Annotated in this window: 18 protein-coding genes; 5 read left to right on the top strand and 13 right to left on the bottom strand. The window is 43.2% G+C overall.

Annotation, left to right across the window (positions count from 1 at the left end):
- From JZU62_RS07625 to JZU62_RS07610, 4 genes are all read right to left on the bottom strand, one after another.
- Window positions 1–208: SAM-dependent methyltransferase (locus JZU62_RS07625; RefSeq protein ID WP_365956599.1), on the bottom strand; the 208-nt coding region annotated here is incomplete at its 3' end.
- 97 nt (window positions 209–305) lie between these two features.
- Window positions 306–509 carry a 50S ribosomal protein L31 gene (gene rpmE / locus JZU62_RS07620; protein ID WP_295013478.1) on the bottom strand — a complete coding sequence of 68 codons (204 nt, stop codon included), beginning with the start codon at window positions 507–509 and terminating at the stop codon, window positions 306–308.
- A 103-nt stretch (window positions 510–612) separates the two neighbouring features.
- Entirely contained in the window at window positions 613–1,281 is a 669-nt protein-coding gene (locus JZU62_RS07615; RefSeq protein ID WP_295013476.1) for an RsmE family RNA methyltransferase, read from the bottom strand.
- Window positions 1,278–1,694 (bottom strand): hypothetical protein, encoded by a 417-nt coding sequence (locus tag JZU62_RS07610; RefSeq protein WP_295013474.1) that lies wholly within the window; start codon window positions 1,692–1,694, stop codon window positions 1,278–1,280. Before JZU62_RS07610 ends, JZU62_RS07615 begins: the two co-directional genes overlap by 4 nt.
- Window positions 1,695–1,796: 102 nt before the next feature.
- Between JZU62_RS07610 and glp the strand changes: the two genes are divergently transcribed.
- On the top strand, window positions 1,797–3,014 hold the full coding sequence (glp, locus tag JZU62_RS07605) for a gephyrin-like molybdotransferase Glp (protein ID WP_295013472.1): 1,218 nt from the start codon (window positions 1,797–1,799) through the stop codon (window positions 3,012–3,014).
- A gap of 106 nt (window positions 3,015–3,120) precedes the next feature.
- On the opposite strand, the gene JZU62_RS07600 is transcribed toward glp, so the two are convergent.
- The 8 genes from JZU62_RS07600 to JZU62_RS07565 form a co-directional block, all read right to left on the bottom strand.
- Window positions 3,121–3,702 carry a 6-carboxytetrahydropterin synthase gene (locus tag JZU62_RS07600; RefSeq protein WP_295013471.1) on the bottom strand — a complete coding sequence of 194 codons (582 nt, stop codon included), beginning with the start codon at window positions 3,700–3,702 and terminating at the stop codon, window positions 3,121–3,123.
- 53 nt (window positions 3,703–3,755) lie between these two features.
- The gene (locus tag JZU62_RS07595; RefSeq protein WP_295013469.1) at window positions 3,756–4,514 is read right to left on the bottom strand and encodes a 7-carboxy-7-deazaguanine synthase QueE; all 759 of its coding nucleotides are present in this window, start codon (window positions 4,512–4,514) and stop codon (window positions 3,756–3,758) included.
- 2 nt (window positions 4,515–4,516) lie between these two features.
- A complete protein-coding gene (gene moaA, locus JZU62_RS07590) occupies window positions 4,517–5,482 on the bottom strand; it encodes a GTP 3',8-cyclase MoaA (protein ID WP_295013467.1) in 966 nt (321 codons plus the stop codon).
- Between the two features lie 116 nt (window positions 5,483–5,598).
- Window positions 5,599–5,994: a hypothetical protein gene (locus JZU62_RS07585; protein WP_295013465.1), complete on the bottom strand. Its 396-nt coding sequence runs from the start codon at window positions 5,992–5,994 to the stop codon at window positions 5,599–5,601.
- A 10-nt stretch (window positions 5,995–6,004) separates the two neighbouring features.
- A complete protein-coding gene (locus tag JZU62_RS07580; RefSeq protein ID WP_295013463.1) occupies window positions 6,005–6,880 on the bottom strand; it encodes a c-type cytochrome in 876 nt (291 codons plus the stop codon).
- The gene (locus JZU62_RS07575; protein WP_295013461.1) at window positions 6,880–8,130 is read right to left on the bottom strand and encodes a cytochrome bc complex cytochrome b subunit; all 1,251 of its coding nucleotides are present in this window, start codon (window positions 8,128–8,130) and stop codon (window positions 6,880–6,882) included. Before JZU62_RS07575 ends, JZU62_RS07580 begins: the two co-directional genes overlap by 1 nt.
- Before the next feature lies 1 nt (window position 8,131).
- Window positions 8,132–8,641: a ubiquinol-cytochrome c reductase iron-sulfur subunit gene (gene petA / locus JZU62_RS07570; RefSeq protein ID WP_295013459.1), complete on the bottom strand. Its 510-nt coding sequence runs from the start codon at window positions 8,639–8,641 to the stop codon at window positions 8,132–8,134.
- Window positions 8,642–8,701: 60 nt separating this feature from the next.
- On the bottom strand, window positions 8,702–9,571 hold the full coding sequence (locus JZU62_RS07565) for a hypothetical protein (RefSeq protein ID WP_295013457.1): 870 nt from the start codon (window positions 9,569–9,571) through the stop codon (window positions 8,702–8,704).
- A gap of 225 nt (window positions 9,572–9,796) precedes the next feature.
- Between JZU62_RS07565 and JZU62_RS07560 the strand changes: the two genes are divergently transcribed.
- Window positions 9,797–10,672 carry a diguanylate cyclase gene (locus tag JZU62_RS07560; RefSeq protein WP_295013455.1) on the top strand — a complete coding sequence of 292 codons (876 nt, stop codon included), beginning with the start codon at window positions 9,797–9,799 and terminating at the stop codon, window positions 10,670–10,672.
- A 4-nt stretch (window positions 10,673–10,676) separates the two neighbouring features.
- Window positions 10,677–13,934: a PAS domain S-box protein gene (locus JZU62_RS07555; RefSeq protein WP_295013453.1), complete on the top strand. Its 3,258-nt coding sequence runs from the start codon at window positions 10,677–10,679 to the stop codon at window positions 13,932–13,934.
- 44 nt (window positions 13,935–13,978) lie between these two features.
- Here JZU62_RS07555 and mnmG read toward each other — a convergent pair whose 3' ends face one another.
- The gene (gene mnmG / locus JZU62_RS07550) at window positions 13,979–15,880 is read right to left on the bottom strand and encodes a tRNA uridine-5-carboxymethylaminomethyl(34) synthesis enzyme MnmG (protein WP_295013451.1); all 1,902 of its coding nucleotides are present in this window, start codon (window positions 15,878–15,880) and stop codon (window positions 13,979–13,981) included.
- Window positions 15,881–15,999: 119 nt separating this feature from the next.
- On the opposite strand from mnmG, the gene JZU62_RS07545 reads away from it, so the two are divergent.
- Both JZU62_RS07545 and JZU62_RS07540 read left to right on the top strand, forming a co-directional pair.
- A complete protein-coding gene (locus JZU62_RS07545; protein ID WP_295013449.1) occupies window positions 16,000–16,197 on the top strand; it encodes a hypothetical protein in 198 nt (65 codons plus the stop codon).
- A gap of 44 nt (window positions 16,198–16,241) precedes the next feature.
- Window positions 16,242–16,925: a tetratricopeptide repeat protein gene (locus tag JZU62_RS07540; RefSeq protein WP_295013447.1), complete on the top strand. Its 684-nt coding sequence runs from the start codon at window positions 16,242–16,244 to the stop codon at window positions 16,923–16,925.
- Window positions 16,926–16,946: the final 21 nt, after the last annotated feature.

The raw sequence follows: 16,946 nt of genomic DNA, 5'->3' as shown, positions 1-16,946 counted from the left end.
AAACAAATTCGGCTTCATTATGGGAATGAAGGCTGAAAAATTGGGGTTCCATCGTCGTGAGGTTATGGCGTTCTTTGAGTAAATGGATTAGTTTTTTAGTAACACGGGTATCTTCACAAAGAATCGTATTAGCGGTGGATAAAATTTCGAGAGAACGGAGTGAAATATCAGAAATATTACCGATAGGAGTGGGGACAAGAGAAAGCATTTGTCTTCTTACAATTCTGCCTCGTAGAGGCAAGCTTTAGTGCCATAGCGGCTAGCGTAGCCAAAGGGATGAATTCCTTTGGCGTTCTCAATTAATGTTACGAATTTAGCGCGTAACGTTTTTTGAATTTATCGATACGACCTGCGGTATCCACTTGACGCTCAGAACCGGTATAAAACGGGTGACATGCGCTGCAGATATCAACACGGATAGTGTCTTTGATGCTAGTTGTTGTGAATGAGTTACCGCATGCGCAGCTTGCTGTACATTCAACAACGTTCGGGTGAAGATCTTTTTTCATAGTTTTGCCTTGTGATCGACGGCGTTGTACGTCGGTCTGTATAGTTTTATATCCGTACGGGGGCGGATAATTGGACGCGAATTATAACGAAAAAATTCTTTTTTTACAATAAGCGCGATGCTATCGCTACCGCCGCCGTTTCGGAGCGCAATATCATTGGAGAGGAAAAGAGGCGAACACGATAATCACTGAACAATTTACGCTCCCCCTCATCAAATCCCCCCTCGCAACCGATCACGACCGTATCGACCGATTCATCGTTCTCAAGCGGTGTTCCTCCGAAATCAAAAATCACCGATTCGGGATTGTTTTTTAAAAAGGTACTCAGATTCGGAGCCTCGGAGAGTTCGATCAACGACGTACGGCCGCATTGCATGATGGAGCTCTCCATGATTCGGTTAAACCGCTCAAAATCGAGACGAAAATTTTGCTGAGAACGGCGGCAATGGATAAAGGTGATTTTGTTCACCCCAAGTTCCGTGAGCATCGGGAGGGTTTTCTCAATCGTTTTCGGATCCACCAGACACCATCCAATATGGAGGTTTTTTGGATTCTCACAAAGCGAAGCGTGATGGCTTTGAAGGGTGAAATAGGCAACGCGACCGTCAGTCCGTTCCAATCGGTAGCGGTACTCTTCGCTCAGACGCTCACGCGAGCGAAACGCGATCAAATCACCCGCTTTATGACGTCGTACTTTGATGAGATATTTGTAATCATCGCCACTGACACTGAGTTCACTCGCACCGACATCGCCGTGAAGAAGAAATTTCATGCTTGTGCCATCATCCAGAGTGTGATTGCGAGTAACAGAGTCATCTCTATACCTAAGAAACGAAACGCTTTTTTCTTATACTCCGCAAAAGCCCCCTCTTGGGTAATATCGGTTCTGCGTTTGAGGGTTTTGTACCGCTTGGCTTCAAGGATAATCATCACGATTGCGATCACGATCATGGCGATATTGGAGAAGGTGAAGTGCAAATGTTTAGCCGCCATCATCACCGCACCCGTAAAAAGGATCAATGCGATGAAGGAACCCGATATCGGCATCACAACCCGCATCCGTTTGCTGTAGCGAACAACATGATGAGAGAGGGATAACATGACGATGTTGAACACCACCACTCCCATCAAGACAATAACTCCGAAATAGTGGATATTCAATCCGGTTTTATACATAGCTTCCATAAAGGGGATTTTACCTTAAATTGCCTATAATGACTCCCTAAATGATTCCTTCTGATGTGAATAGTTAATGCATACAGAGGAGAATAGACGCAAGGAGACGGTATGGCAATCAACGTAGAAGAGGCACTCAAAGCGATTTACACCTTTGCAACCCCCACGCAAAGTGAAATCGTACCGATAGAAAATGCTATCCACCGAGTCCTCTGCGAGAGCGTTACCGCCACCCATTCTCTCCCCTCGTTTGACAACTCCGCGATGGACGGCTATGCCGTACGGGTTCAAGATGCGGGTAAAACGCTGAAACAATCGTGTGTCATCTTTGCCGGAGACGGTGCCGAGATACGGATGATCGAAGATCAGTGTATCCGTATCATGACGGGGGCAAAAATCCCGCAGGGGTGCGAGGCGATCGTCCCCATCGAAGAGGTGAGTGTCAACGGTGATTCAGTCACCCTCCCCACCTCCATCCGAGCCTCTGCCCATATCCGCCTCAAAGGGGAAGATATTCAATCGGGGATGGAGTTATTAAAGGTGGGGGCAATGCTTCACGCCCATCATATTTCACTCCTCGCTTCGCAGGGGATTACCCATATTAAAGTGTATCGCCGCCCGCGAGTCGCCCTATTCTCCTCGGGGAATGAGCTCAAAATGCATTATGAAGAGTTGGGATCCAATCAGCTCTATAATACCAACACTCCAACCTTTGCCGCCCGAGCAAAGGAGCTGGGGTGCGAGGTGATCTTTACCGGCACGGCCGTGGATACGCTGGGATCGATCCAAGAGTATATCCGCAGTGCTCTGAGTGCCGATCTCATCATCACCTCCGGCGGAGTGAGTGTCGGGGATGCCGATTTCACCAAAGAGGCGTTTAGCTCCCTCGGATTTGAAGCGGCTTTTGAATCGGTCGACATCAAACCGGGCAAACCGACGACATTCGGCCGAATCGGAGAAACCCTGATCCTCAATCTCCCTGGAAACCCTCTTGCGGCGGCATTGTGTTTTGAGCTGTTCGGTCAAAGTGCCATCCTCTCCCTCAGCGGTCGAAGCGATAAATATCTCTCTGCGATCACAACCCAAATAAGCGAACCGTTTAAAATGAAAAAAGGGAGACGTTCTCTGATTCCGGGGTGGTTTGACGGTGCTTCGTTCACGCCGAGTGAAAAATTCGGTCCGGGGATGGTGTTGCCCCTCTCACGTGCCAATGCTTACATGATGGTGGATGCTTCAGTGGAGGGGTTTGAGAAAGGCTCAAGCGTGAAGATTATCCCGACACGCTGGTGTATGAGTTCAGTGGATCAAAATTCCTTGATTACTTACTAATGTTATGCACTTTACGGGCAAAGCCCGCAAAGTGGCAGGGACAAATGTCCCTACAACCCTCTAAAGCTACCCGTATCTTCCGGATACGGGAGAAAATTTCCCTTTATTAAACTGTCGTAGGGTTAATGAACGTTTCTCCCCGTTTGATCCGCTCCCATAACTCAGGATCGCCCCATCCTTCGCGTATCTCATCGCTAAAAATTATCTTTTCTAAATCGATCAATCCCATCTTTTCGGAATAGGCGTCTTGACGAAAGCACTGTGCATATCCGGTATCAGTTTCATGGACGATAATACTAAAAAGCCGTACCATCTTCTCACCATTCACCATTTGGGTAAACCAATGGAGCTTGTCGATCATGACAAAAATGAGACGGCTAAATTGTTCTGCTGAAGGGGAAACGGGGATTTGTACCCATCGGTTGGAGTTGCGTTTCATATCACTAATGTACTCCGCATCATCCCCATCCCATAGAGCAATGGCATGATCGAAACTATCAATCAGTTCTTTCATCCCCTGCTTCATCAAACCAAAATCGTACACCATTTGACCGTTATCAAGAAAATCGGATTCGAGCAACACTTCGACTTTATACGAATGCCCGTGAATCGAGGCACGACACCGTTGAGTGGAACAGCCACGAACGATATGGGCGTTTTCAAATTTAAAAAGTTTTCGTATTATCATGAAATACCTTATCATTTTGAAGTCACATTTTGTGACCTCAAGTGTTAACCGTATTATACTCCGTGATTCTGATCCCAGATACGGATATGAAGACGATCGGAGTAGATAAATCCTCTCCGTTTGCACAACTCGATCACCGCTTCGCAGTTCGCTTCGATATGGGCTTTATCACCGCCTAGAGGCATACAATACACAGGGGTAAACGGATGAGGGGCGATAATTGCATCGATTTCCTCTTCCATGTGGCTCCCCAGTGAGGGTTCATCAACGCTGAATTTAAAAAAGCTCTCACGGGCATTGCCGATAATCTCGCCATAAACCTCTGGCTTTACCCTCCGATTCTCAGGCTCACCACTGTTGGAGAGTTTGACAGAAAGTGCGTATGTCGCTTCTCGGTAAAACGGATAGCGGACAAAATCAGGAGCAATCGTCGCATTCGTCTCAAATGTCACACGATGCCCTTGCGAAATCAAATAAGAAATAAACTCAACAAAAATCGGCTCATTCGCATAGATCAGCGGTTCTCCTCCGGTAAGGACGATATCGACATTGTGAGGGAGTCGATAACCGTTCATGATCCAAATAAGGCTTTGTAACTCTTCAATCTCCATCCATAAATCGCCGAACCCTTTGCGATCAACCGCATAGACGGTGTCGCATCCGATGATTTCACGTCCATCAGGGGTGATTTCAGTGCATCCGAACCCTTCACACTTGAGATTGCACCCTCCGAAACGGAAAAAGAGTGAGGGTGTACCGACGTATTTCCCCTCGCCTTGGACGGAGTAAAAGTGTTCTACTAAATATAACATGCTCACCCTCCCGTTTCGTAAAATGCGCGGTTTGATTGCTCGGTGTCACCCTCACTCCAACGGTTCTTTTCAGGCTTGGTTCGGATAACCTCTTTGAGCACTAATGCCGCCTCTTTGATGTCACCACGACGTACCGCATCACGTATCGACATCGCCTCATCAAAATACAAACACGGAATCAAATTACCCTCTGCGGTGAGACGGATGCGATTGCATTTGGTACAAAAATCGTCTTTGTGCGGTTCGATGATACCAAACTCATACCCATCATCGAGCTTGTAATAATGCGACGGAGAATGACCGTCAAACCCCTCGTCTTCATAGGTGTGGCGGCTTCCTATGATGCTCAAGAGTTCAGGACTTTGCATCCCTTTGATGTCTACCTCGGCATGGACGTTTTCCATATATTCGATAAATCGGATCGTCATCCCTCGTACTTTGCAGTACTCCAATACGTCGAGCACTTCCGCATCGTTTACCCCTTTCATGGGAACCATGTTCACTTTGACTTTGAGTCCGACACGCAGTGCCTCTTCTATCCCCTCAAGCACTTGTTTCAAAACATCTTTTTTTGCAATGGTTTCAGCCACTTCGGGTTTTAGTGAATCTATTGAGACATTAAGGCGGCGTAGCCCTGCATCGTAGAGCTTTTGCGCTGAGCTTTTGAGCAAAAAGGCATTGGTCGTCATCGCCAAATCAATATCGTTTTTATAGTCGTAAATCATTCGGATAAACGTATCGAGGTTTTCACGAAGCAGCGGCTCACCGCCCGTTATACGGATTTTTTTTACCCCTTCGTCAATGGAAACCTTGATGAATTCAAACAACTCTTCAAAACTGAGAAGATTCTCTTTGGGTACCCATGAAAACGGTTTTTCGGGCATACAATACTGACACCGAAAGTTACACCGTTCCGTTACCGAAACCCGTAAATAATCAACTGTTCTACCATAGCTATCTACTAACACATCTATCCTTGAAAAATTCCTATTATAAGGAGCGTTGCGCGATAGTATCTAAAAGTTGTTTTGAGTTTTATTTATTGAGAGAGTTAAGAGGAGAAACCCCGCGAAGGGGCAACTTTTTACCAGCCGCGAACGACTGCGTGACATGCCGTACAAGCATTCACGATTTCAGAGTATGATTGATGCGCTTTTGAATATTGTTTTTTATCCAATGCTTTGAGCATATCATCACTCGCACTATCAATACGTTTAGCCGCATTGAACGCGATATTACTCATATGTTGTTTATCTTTTGGAAGATATTTTTTTGTATCTTCCATATTATGGAAAAGAACATTAGCTTTGTGAATATCACTCACACCGCTTTTAATCAATGCCGGAGTGTTGTACAAAAATCCTTTTTGTACACTGCTCAAACCACTTTCCATTTGGCTCATATTCTTAACCAATGTATCATCCGCCATTACACCGACACTAAGGAGTGCCGATAATGCTAAAATTTTAACCATTTTCATCCATTACCCCTTAGTGAACTTCTGACCAAATTTTGCGTTTCCACAAATAGGCCAAGATTGCAAAAATAAACGTATAGAGCAATACCCATATACCAAGAGATTCACGTTCCGCTTTTTTCGAATCGCCAGTCTCTTCCATATACGCAATAACTTCTTCCTGTGCTTCTTCGGTCAGACCAACACGTGGCATAGAAGTACCGTGTAGCAATAATTGAGGATCATTGATAAAGCTATGTAGATAGTGTTCTCCACGGCTTTTAATGTATTGTGACAAGTCTGGAGCCACTGCACCCGTATACGCTTTAAGATTATCTTTTGGTGTTGTTGCTTCAATACCGGCATATTTCATATTGTGACAACGTCCACATGCTGCTTCAAATGTCGCTTTATGTGCTTCTTTCCCCTCTACTTTTGGAGAAACAGATTGCAAAAATGCAACGATGTCCATAATCTCTTGTGGAGTCATCCAGTTGTACGACGGCATTGGAAATGCTTTGCCGCTTTCAGGGGTATATTTTCCTGATAAATGCATCGCAGTGACCGGATCAAAAATAAAGTTTGCCAAATAGTTTTTGTCATAAATACGACCTGCACTACTCAAATCCGGTGGTACAACACCATACGATGCCGCAGCGTCTGCATTTGGCATAACCGCTGGATAACCTGCTTTATCAATCGCATGACAAGCAATACAATTTGCTTCAACCAATACTTTACCGTTTGCAGCGTTTCCGGCTAATTTAGTATCTACGTTTTTAAGATCTTTAAACGAGAAATCCGCCGGAGAAACTTCCGGATGCATAATATGGTGAGCGTATGGCTCGATACCATAATAAGTAATGCCGACAAGAGCGACAATAACTGCTAAAATTTTAAACTCTTTCATTATTTGCCCCCCACTTTTTTAGCTTCTGCTTTGGTAATAAACGGCAATGCTATAAACAATACCAAAAAGGTCATTGATGAAGCGAAACCTACCCATGCGTTTGCACCGGTTGGAGGCAATTTACCGTACACGGTCAAGACAATCAAATCTGCCATCAAGAACCAGAACCAATATTTGAAATACGGACGTTGATTTGCCGGTTTTACCATAGGAGAACGATCCAACCAAGGCAATACTAAGAAAATAGCATTCGCAAAACCAAACGCCATCAATCCTAAATCTTTACCGGATACACCTGCGATTTCAAAGAAGAATCCGCGTAATACTTCATAGCTCCACAAGAAATACCACTCAGGGTAGATGTGTGCCGGAGTTTTAAGACCGTCTGCTTTATCAAAGTTAACCGGATCCATTGCAAAGTCGTAATGGAAGAAAACCAAGTAAAAGAAGAACAACATAAAGAACCCGAGAACAAAGAAATCTTTTGACAAGAATACCGGCCAAAAAGGGACAACTTTAGACTCTTTTTTGTTTCCTGCAAGGTATTTTTCCGCTTCTTCATCGAAATCGAAAAACTCACCCTCTTCGTTATTAACGTGTGGGAATCGAAGTGCATAAAAGTGGAATACAATCGCACCAAGAATCGCCAACGGAATCAACAACACGTGAAGCATAAAGAAACGGGTCAACGTTGAATCGGAAACATAGAAGTTACCGCGAATCCAAACGACGAGTTCATCTCCAATAACAGGGATGCCACCGAAAATTTCAGTAATAACGTACGCTGCCCAGTATGACATTTGTCCCCATGGAAGCATGTATCCGCTGAACCCTTCCGCAGAGAAAAGCATGAACAAAAGCATACCTGAGACCCAAATCATCTCACGCCCTTTTTTATAAGAGCCGTAATAGATACCGGTAAACATATGAATGTAAATTACCAAGAAAACAACCGAAGCACCTACAGCGTGGATATGTCGGAATAACCAACCGTACGCTACTTCTTGCATGATGGTGTAGTTAACACTGTCAAACGCCATGTTAACATCTGGTTTGTAATACATTAAAAGGAAAATCCCTGATACTACCAAGAACGTAAACAATACGGTTAAAAGAACACCCATCGCCCACAAAAAGTTAATATTTTTCGGAATCCAATACTCTGTCATCATCACTTTTGCAAAGTTGACAACACCTAAACGTTGGTCAAACCACTCGAGCATCGAGTCTGCTTTTTTAAATTCTGCCATCTTATGCTCCCCCTGCTTTTGCCATCATAGCTTTGTATTCAGGACCTTCTTCACCCAAAACAAGCGTTACACCGTCAAGTTTAAATGGTGGAATATCCAACGGGCGAGGTGGAGGTCCGAATTTTTGAACGCCTGCATCGGTGAATTCACCACCGTGACATGCACATTTAAAGTCATGTTGGTCAGCACGATAGGCTGGAATACAGCCAAGGTGTGTACAAAGACCGATCATAACTGAAAAATAGTGATCACCGATTTTGACACTACGACCATCGGTCGGTTTCATATCAGCACTGTATTTGAGGATAAACACCGGTTTACCACGCCATACAGCAATCTCTAATTTATTAGCCTCTAAGGCTGACACGTCTACCGTAGTAAAACCGGCTGACATGACACTCGGGAGCGGGTCCCATGTCTTCTTCATCGCGATGAGCGAGGCAATTCCCCCGACAGCAGCGACTGCACCAAAAGCTTTACCAATAAAGCCTCTTCTGCTTTCATCCATCATAGTCATCTCACTTAATTTGGAAATTTAACTCCCTATCATAAGTTAAAAAGGTTTAAGTTTCTATAAATTGAAAGTTTTTCTTATGAATTCGATTACTTTAGTGTTACTTTTTTCTATTTTGTGATAATTATTTGATTGAGCGGTTTTAACCCCTTGCATAAGGCATTCTAGAGTCAATTCTTCGACTATCGGGATCGATAAAACTTTAAATAACGGGATAAAATCTGTAACATAATCAGGACGGTGGAGATAAATAGGCTTACCTCCACCGGCTAAGTTTTGGAGTACCGCTTGGGGTGATGAACTGATTAATAGTTCGCTTTTTCGAATTACTTCATCGTATTCTTCACATTCATAGATAACAGAAAAACTCTCTTTTAGACTCTTTTCATATCCGAGAAAATGGTAAAAACCCATCAGCAATTCGGCATTCAATGGTTTAAATACAGCTTGATTTTTTTCCAAATCTTTTTCGTAATCATCATCACCAAAAAAGAGTGCTAAAGGTATCGTTTTAGGAAGTGACTCAAAATAGCGCTCATTTATAACGGTCGCCTTACAAATCCCCTCCCCCTCCAAATACGGAGATATCAAAAACTCTTTATCATGTTTTGTATCTTCGGGATCATCGCTGATACGGATAAAAGCAGGGAAAAAAAGAGTCATATCGGCAAGCAATGTCGGATTTATCTCAGCAGAGTCAAAAATTATTCGATCACCGTGTTGGGCGATTTGTGGAATATTACGGACTAAATCAACCCCAACGGAACGCTTAATCCCATACTCTTTCGCTTCCGCCGCAATCCGAAAATCGGAGCAAAGCAAGGTAATATCGATCTCTTTTTGAAGCTCGTTGACGATAGCGACAGCACGGTGGAAACGATCCAATCCGATACGGTGTCCCGTGTGGACGTAATAAAAATAGCGCATATGTAGTTAATCCTTATTGTAATAGTTTATTTTACCCTATATATAGTTAAGCAACTTTCAAGTAAAAATGCAAAAACTATTTCTATTAAAAAGATTGAGAATGTATCGATATATTTTGATAATACGCCGAGTTATTTCAATTCTTATAAATGCCAGATTTAATATTTTTTTTAATGACATGGGCTACAATGAAAGTAGATCATAATCAAAACATAAAGGTTGCGTATGCATAGGAATGAAACCATTCTCGCTGTTGATGATAAAAAAGAGAATTTGGATGTATTGTTGGATATCTTGGAAGATTTTGATGTTATCCCGGTTACATGTGGACAAAAAGCTCTCGAAATTATCGAGCAGGAAACTATATCGCTGATATTGCTTGATATTGTGATGCCAAATATCGATGGGTATGAAGTGTGCAAGATACTAAAATCTCAACCTGCTACAAAAAATATACCGATTATATTTACAACTGCCAAAACTGATGAAGACAGCATTTCAAAAGCATTTCAATCCGGAGCCAATGATTATGTCAGCAAGCCTCTTAAGCGCAGCGAAGTAATCGCTCGAGTCCAAACCCAGATCAAGCTCAAAAAAACCATAGATGATCTTGAATATTTAGCATCAAGAGATACAATGACCGGCGTCTATAATCGACGAAAGTTCTTTGAGCTTTCAACGCCTATATTTGATCTATATGAAGAAAATCTATTTGTGTCTATGCTCGACATTGATCATTTTAAAAAGGTCAACGATAGTTTTGGGCATGATGCCGGAGATTTAGTTATTAAACTCGTAGCCAAAACAATATCTGAAATGCTTCCTGAAAACTCTATTTTTGCACGTATAGGTGGCGAAGAATTTGTTGCTGTTTGTATTGATGATTCTACAGATAGGATGACTCAGCTTTTTGAAAATATAAGAACTGCAATAGCATCATCAAGTGTTGACTATAATGGGCATGATATCAGTTTTACGATCAGCAACGGTGTAGCTCAAAAAAATCTTTCTATTCAATCTATCGATGAACTAATAAAGCAAGCCGATCTTGCTCTCTATGATGCAAAAAACAGTGGACGAAATAAAATTGTATTTAGGTAATAACATGGACAAAGATATTAGACAATACATAAAAGAACTTGAATACAGCGAATTGCGCCACAGGGTTTTATTTGAAGAAGCCGCGTCACCAGGTGTAGTATGGGGAGAAGGGTTTATTATCAATGATTGGAATAAACAATCTGAAAAGCTTTTTGGCTGGAACAGGGAAGAGGTTTTAGGACGAAACTTTCTGGAATTTCTCATACCTGAACAAAGTCATAATGATATACTCCAAAGTGCTGAAGAACTTTTTAGAACCAATAATATCCATACGATTAATGAAATTCTCACCAAAGAGGGCGAAACTATTATTTGTGAGTGGTACAGTTCCATCCTTCCTGCCAATAAAGACGGAAAGCAAGAAGTCGCTTCACTAGCGATAGACATTACCGAAAAACGGGCAATGGAAGAGGCGAGAGATAGAGAAAATCTTAAATATAAATCACTTCTCAAAGCATCTGCTGATGGTATTCATATCATCGACAATGAAGGGAGATTGATAGAATATAATGAATCTTTCTGTAAGATGCTTGGATATACCGCCGAAGAGATGTCTACCCTCAGCGTAAAAGATTGGGATCTTAAATGGAAGCCAATGAATTTTGTTGATGACCTACCTAGTAATCTCGAAGCATCTCCAACATTCGAGTCGTTTAATCTCTGCAAAGATGGAAGTATTATCACGGTAGAGATCAATGCAGCAATGGTAGAGGTTAACAATAAGCCGATGCTTCTTTGTGCATCGAGAAATATCACCCTTAGAAAAAAAGCCCAAGAAGAGTTGAAAAAATATGAAACTTTAATGCGGGCTTCAGGGGACGGTATCCATGTTCTAGATGTAGAGGGTAACTTAGTAGAAGCCAATGAAGCATTCTGCGATATGCTTGGCTATACCTATGAAGAGGCAATGCAGTTAAAAGTAAAAGATTGGGATGTTCACTATTCACCTGAAGAATCGATCAACCACATTCCGCAGCTTATTGGAACTTGTTCTACCTTTGAAACCCTCCAAAAGCGTAAAGATGGAAGCATAATCTCAGTTGAAATTAATGCAGTTGGTGTAGAAATTGGAAGCATGCCGATGCTATTTTGTGCAGCAAGGGATATTACAAGCCGTAAACTGACAGAAAAAGAGTTGCAAGAGGCTAAAGAGAAAGCCGAAGAGGCAACAAAGGCTAAATCGGAATTTTTAGCAAATATGAGTCATGAGATCCGTACACCGATGAATGCCATTATCGGGATGACTTATCTGATGAAAGATACCAATCTTGATGCTATGCAGCTCGATTATCTAAAAAAAATTGAAAGTGCTGCCAGCTCCCTTTTGGGAATTATTAATGACGTGCTTGATTTTAGTAAAATCGAAGCCGGCAAACTTGAGATGGAGAACATCGAATTTGATCTGCATGCAGTAATTGAAAATGTAGTGAACATTATAGAGCTAAAAATTCAGGAAAAAGAGTTGGAGTTTGTCGTCGGATACGATCACAATATGAATATGAATCTCTTCGGCGATCCTCTTAGACTTGGGCAAATCCTCATCAACTTGGCTACCAATGCAGTGAAATTCACCAATGAAGGCGAAATCGGCATCTACATCGAAAAAGTATCTCCAGGACGATTTCGTTTCAAAGTCAAAGACACCGGCATAGGACTCTCCAAAGAACAGGCTGACAAATTGTTTCGCTCCTTCACTCAGGCCGACAATACAACAACCCGTAGATTCGGAGGGACTGGTTTGGGGTTGGCAATCAGTAAAAAATTCGTTGAAATGATGGGTGGAGTGATCTGGGTTGAAAGCAATCTAGGCAAGGGAAGTGAATTTTTCTTTGAAGTAGACTTGATCGAAAATACCCCTAAGCAGCGAAGTTATGATAATTATGAACATAAAAACGTTCTGATTGTCGATGATACTCCATCATGGCAAATCATTATTTCCAAACTCCTCAAAAATTTTAATATCAACATTAGCGTTGCCAATAACGGAGAAGAGGCGTTATCGCTTATTTGTGAGGAATCACGCCATTTCGATCTGGTTTTAATGGATTGGAAGATGCCAAATATGGATGGTATTGAAACAACCAAGCTGTTAAAAAAACAATGTCAAAGCAATAGTGTGCCAACCGTGATTATGATTAGTGCCTATTCGGCTACCGACATTCTCAAAAAAGCAAAAGATGTCGGGATCGATATATTCTTGAAAAAACCTATCAACCCATCACTCTTATATAACATCATCGTCGGGATTTTTGGTGAGAAAGTTGCCAAAATGAACTGTGCAATCGATACTCCATCGCTTAAAACCCAGCTTTCTTCTCTGAAGGGGAGTGGAATATTGGTGGCTGAAGATAACGTCCTAAATCAAGAAGTGCTGACGGGGATGCTAAGACCCAGCGGGATCCTTGTAGATATAGCTTCCAATGGGATGGAAGCCGTAGAGATGTACAAATCCAAAAAAGGGTTTTATGAGCTTATCCTAATGGATATTCAAATGCCGATGATGGACGGTTATGAAGCGGCCAAAGCTCTACGGGATATGGGATGTGAAATACCTATTATTGCCCTTAGTGCAAACGCCATGAAGGAAGATGCCAATAGATCAAAGAAAGCGGGGATGAATGCCCATCTGAACAAACCGATCGATACGGAGAAACTGTTTGAATTGCTTTTAAAATTTATTTCCAAAAAAGTAGAAATAGCTCATGCTGAAGAAGATGTTTCTACTCAGACCATCCCTGAATTGCACTATTTAAACGTAAAAAAGGTTGTCCCTTCTACTATAAGTAGTATAACCCTGTATACGAATTTGGTACTAAAGTTTTCAGAACAGTATAAACACTTTAGACCATCTGAGCTTTCCCCTGATTTAAAAGATACATTGCATACCCTCAAAGGTCTAAGCGGTACTATCGGGGCAGAGCGTTTATATTGGCTTGCCCAAGAATTGGAAAAAGATCAAAATGAAGCCATAATTACTCAATTCACAGAAGAATTGGCACATGTTTGCGATGAAATCGAAACAAAATTTACAAAAGATGAAGTGAATTCAAACGATAAGCGGCAAGTCTCTAAAGAAGAAATCGAATCTCTGTTCGCTGAACTCAAAAAGACGATAGAGTCCAAACGTCCAAAAAGAATTCAACCGATATTAGCCCTATTTGAAACTATCGCTTTGGACCGTCAATCGCAAAAAACCTATGAAGAAGTAAAAAAATTGATTGCAGGGTATGAGTTTGATCGGGCATTGAGGGCTTTGCAATAAAAGTATTTAATGAAGCCTATTCTCAAACTTTAATGAACACATTATCAATCTTTAGTGGTCATTCTCGAACTTTTTTGCTTTTGACATGCAATTTTGATGTAAATATGGAGAATATCCAACGCCGCAGGGGTCATTCCGCTGATTTGCGATGCCGCCTGCAAGGTTGGAGGGTTAAAGGTGTTGAGTTTGCTCACGATCTCGTTGGAAAGTCCTGAGACGGATGAAAAATTAAAATTCTCAGGGATCGCGATGTGGAGCATCTTCGACATTCGCTCGATATCGTCACTTTGTTTCTCGACGTAGCGGGCGTATTTCGCCTCGATCAAAATCTGTTCTTGGATATACGGATCAAGTTCCGCGAAACTCGGAATCAGTTTTACCAATTTATCCAGTTCAAAACTTTTACGGGAAACGAGCTGAGTAGCGGTGAGTTTATCGGTGATATGTTCCTCATCGATAGAGGCTAAAAATGCCAAAAACTCTTTGTTCGGGGTATAGATCGTCTTTTCGAGAAGCTTTAACCCTTCCGCGATTTGGATACGTTTTGTCTCTATCCGCTCCATCTGAGCATCATCGATCAATCCTAAAGCGTGTCCGTAACGTCCCAAACGCAAGTCCGCCGTCTCTTCGCGGAGCAGTAACCGATATTCGGCACGGGAGGTAAACATACGATACGGCTCTTTTGTCCCTTTCGTCACCAAATCATCGATCAAGACCCCGATATAGGCTTCATCACGGCGTAAGATGAGGGGCTCTTTCCCTTGTAGCGACAATGCGGCGTTAATCCCCGCCATCATCCCCTGCGCGGCCGCCTCTTCGTACCCCGTCGTCCCGTTTATCTGCCCGGCACAATAGAGATTTTTGACTTTTTTCGTCTCCAACGTGTGTTTCAGCTCGGTCGGATCGACATAATCGTACTCGATCGCATATCCGTAACGGACGATTTTCGCATTCTCCATCCCATGCACCGATTGGATCATAGAACGCTGTACATCCGGTGGAAGCGAGGTAGACATACCGTTGATATAGCACTCGGTATTCTCCGCACTTTGAGGCTCGATAAAGAGGTGATGACGCTCTTTGTCGCGGAAACGGTTGATCTTGTCTTCGATACTCGGACAATAGCGCGGTCCTACCCCCTCGATCTGTCCCGTAAACAATGGCGCGCGGTGGAAGTTCCCCTCGATGAGGCTGTGAGTCTCTTCGTTGGTATAGGCGATGTAACACGGAAGCTGTTTTTTCGTCCGTGCAAACTCTGCTCGGTCGGTGCGAAAACTAAACGGATTAGGAAGTTCATCACCGTCTTGGATTTCCATGACACTAAAATCGATTGAAGAGCTGTCGATACGGGGGCACGTTCCCGTTTTGAGCCGTCCGACATTCAGCCCCGCTTCGCGGAGTGAGTCGGTAAGCCCCTTGGCAGGAAACTCGCCAAAACGACCTGACTCTTGAGTGATCTCGCCGATGTGAACAACACCGTTAAGAAATGTCCCCGTCGTCAAAATCACTTTTTTAGCACGGTACTCGTTGAGCAAATGGGTACGGACTCCGACGACAGCCCCCTCTTCGATCAGGAGAGCATTGACCGTCTCTTGAATCAATGACATGTTCGGTGTTGTCAAAATTTTATTGCGGGCAATGATGCGGTAGCGATCCATATCGATCTGCGCGCGGCTTCCGCGAACGGCAGGACCTTTGGTGATATTGAGGATACGAAACTGGATTCCCGCTTCATCGGTCAATAATCCCATCTCTCCGCCGAGCGCATCGAGTTCACGCACCAAATGCCCTTTAGCAAGTCCACCGACGGCTGGATTACAGCTCGTTGCCCCCACTTGTTCCGCTAAAATGGAGACCATCAGGGTATTTTGACCCATACGTGCGGAGGCGAGTGCAGCTTCGATTCCGGCGTGTCCTCCGCCGACGACGATAACGTCATAATTCATTATTACTTCTTTTTACGTAAATTATTAATGCAATTATAGCTTCCATTGTTGAAAGCTATAAAAATACAAAGGAAAAAGTGTCTACAATTAAGCAAAACTTTTAATGACGAGTGATTGCCATGAACAACGACAAAACCCTAACATTGGAAGAGATGCTGAAAAACTACAGCCCCGAACCTCTCGAATATGACCCTGAAATCGATGGGGGAGATGAACACCTCATCCGAGAAGAACTCCTCAAAAAGAAAGAGGAACTCAAAGACGTTGTAACGAAACTTAAAGAAAAACAGCGCGAAGCGAGAAAAGTACGTCGCTAAAGCACCCTTTGTTATAATCCCCTAAAAATTGAATAGGAATCTGTATGCTCCAAAGTGCCTTTGACGCTTTTAATGCCGAACGTTACGGAGAGGCACTTGAACTTTTTGAAACCCTCGCCCTTCAAAACAATCCTACCGCCCTCTCCTCATTGGGATATATGCACCAAAAGGGACTAGGGGTTGAGAGCTCACTGGAGCGCTCATTCCACCTCTATACCCAAGCCGCCGAACTGAACGAACCGACGGCGATTTATAATCTCGCCCTCATGTACGCCGATGGGGTTGTCGTCCCCCACGATCAGTTCAAAGCCTATGAGTTCCTCCTCCGTGCCGCGATCCTCGAATTTCCGCAAGCACAGTTTGAGACGGCTCTCGCATTGGAGCGGGGGTTAGGATGCCTCCAAAATTTCTCCGAAGCGGCATTTTGGTACGAAGAAGCAGCCAAACGGGGCAATGCCAACGCGTTTAATAACCTCGGTGTCCTCTACAAAGAGGGGCATGGGGTACCGCAAGATTATCCTAGAGCTTTTATCTGCTTCTCCCGCGCCGCAACTATGAACCTCGCTGAGGGGCAATTTAACCTCGGGTTGATGTACGATCAGGGACTCGGATGTGAGATGAACAACGACACGGCACTGGAGTGGTGCCGCAAAGCGGCGTATAACGGTCACGAAAAAGCAAAAAATATTATCCATTCTTTGCAAGAAGAGGGTAAAATAGTCTTTTAATAAAGGGGTTAGATGTTTACA

Source organism: Sulfuricurvum sp., assembly GCF_019163035.1.
GTDB lineage: Bacteria > Campylobacterota > Campylobacteria > Campylobacterales > Sulfurimonadaceae > Sulfuricurvum.
The sequence above is the reverse complement of the archived record's forward strand: the minus strand, read 5'-3'. Positions and strand labels throughout refer to the sequence as shown.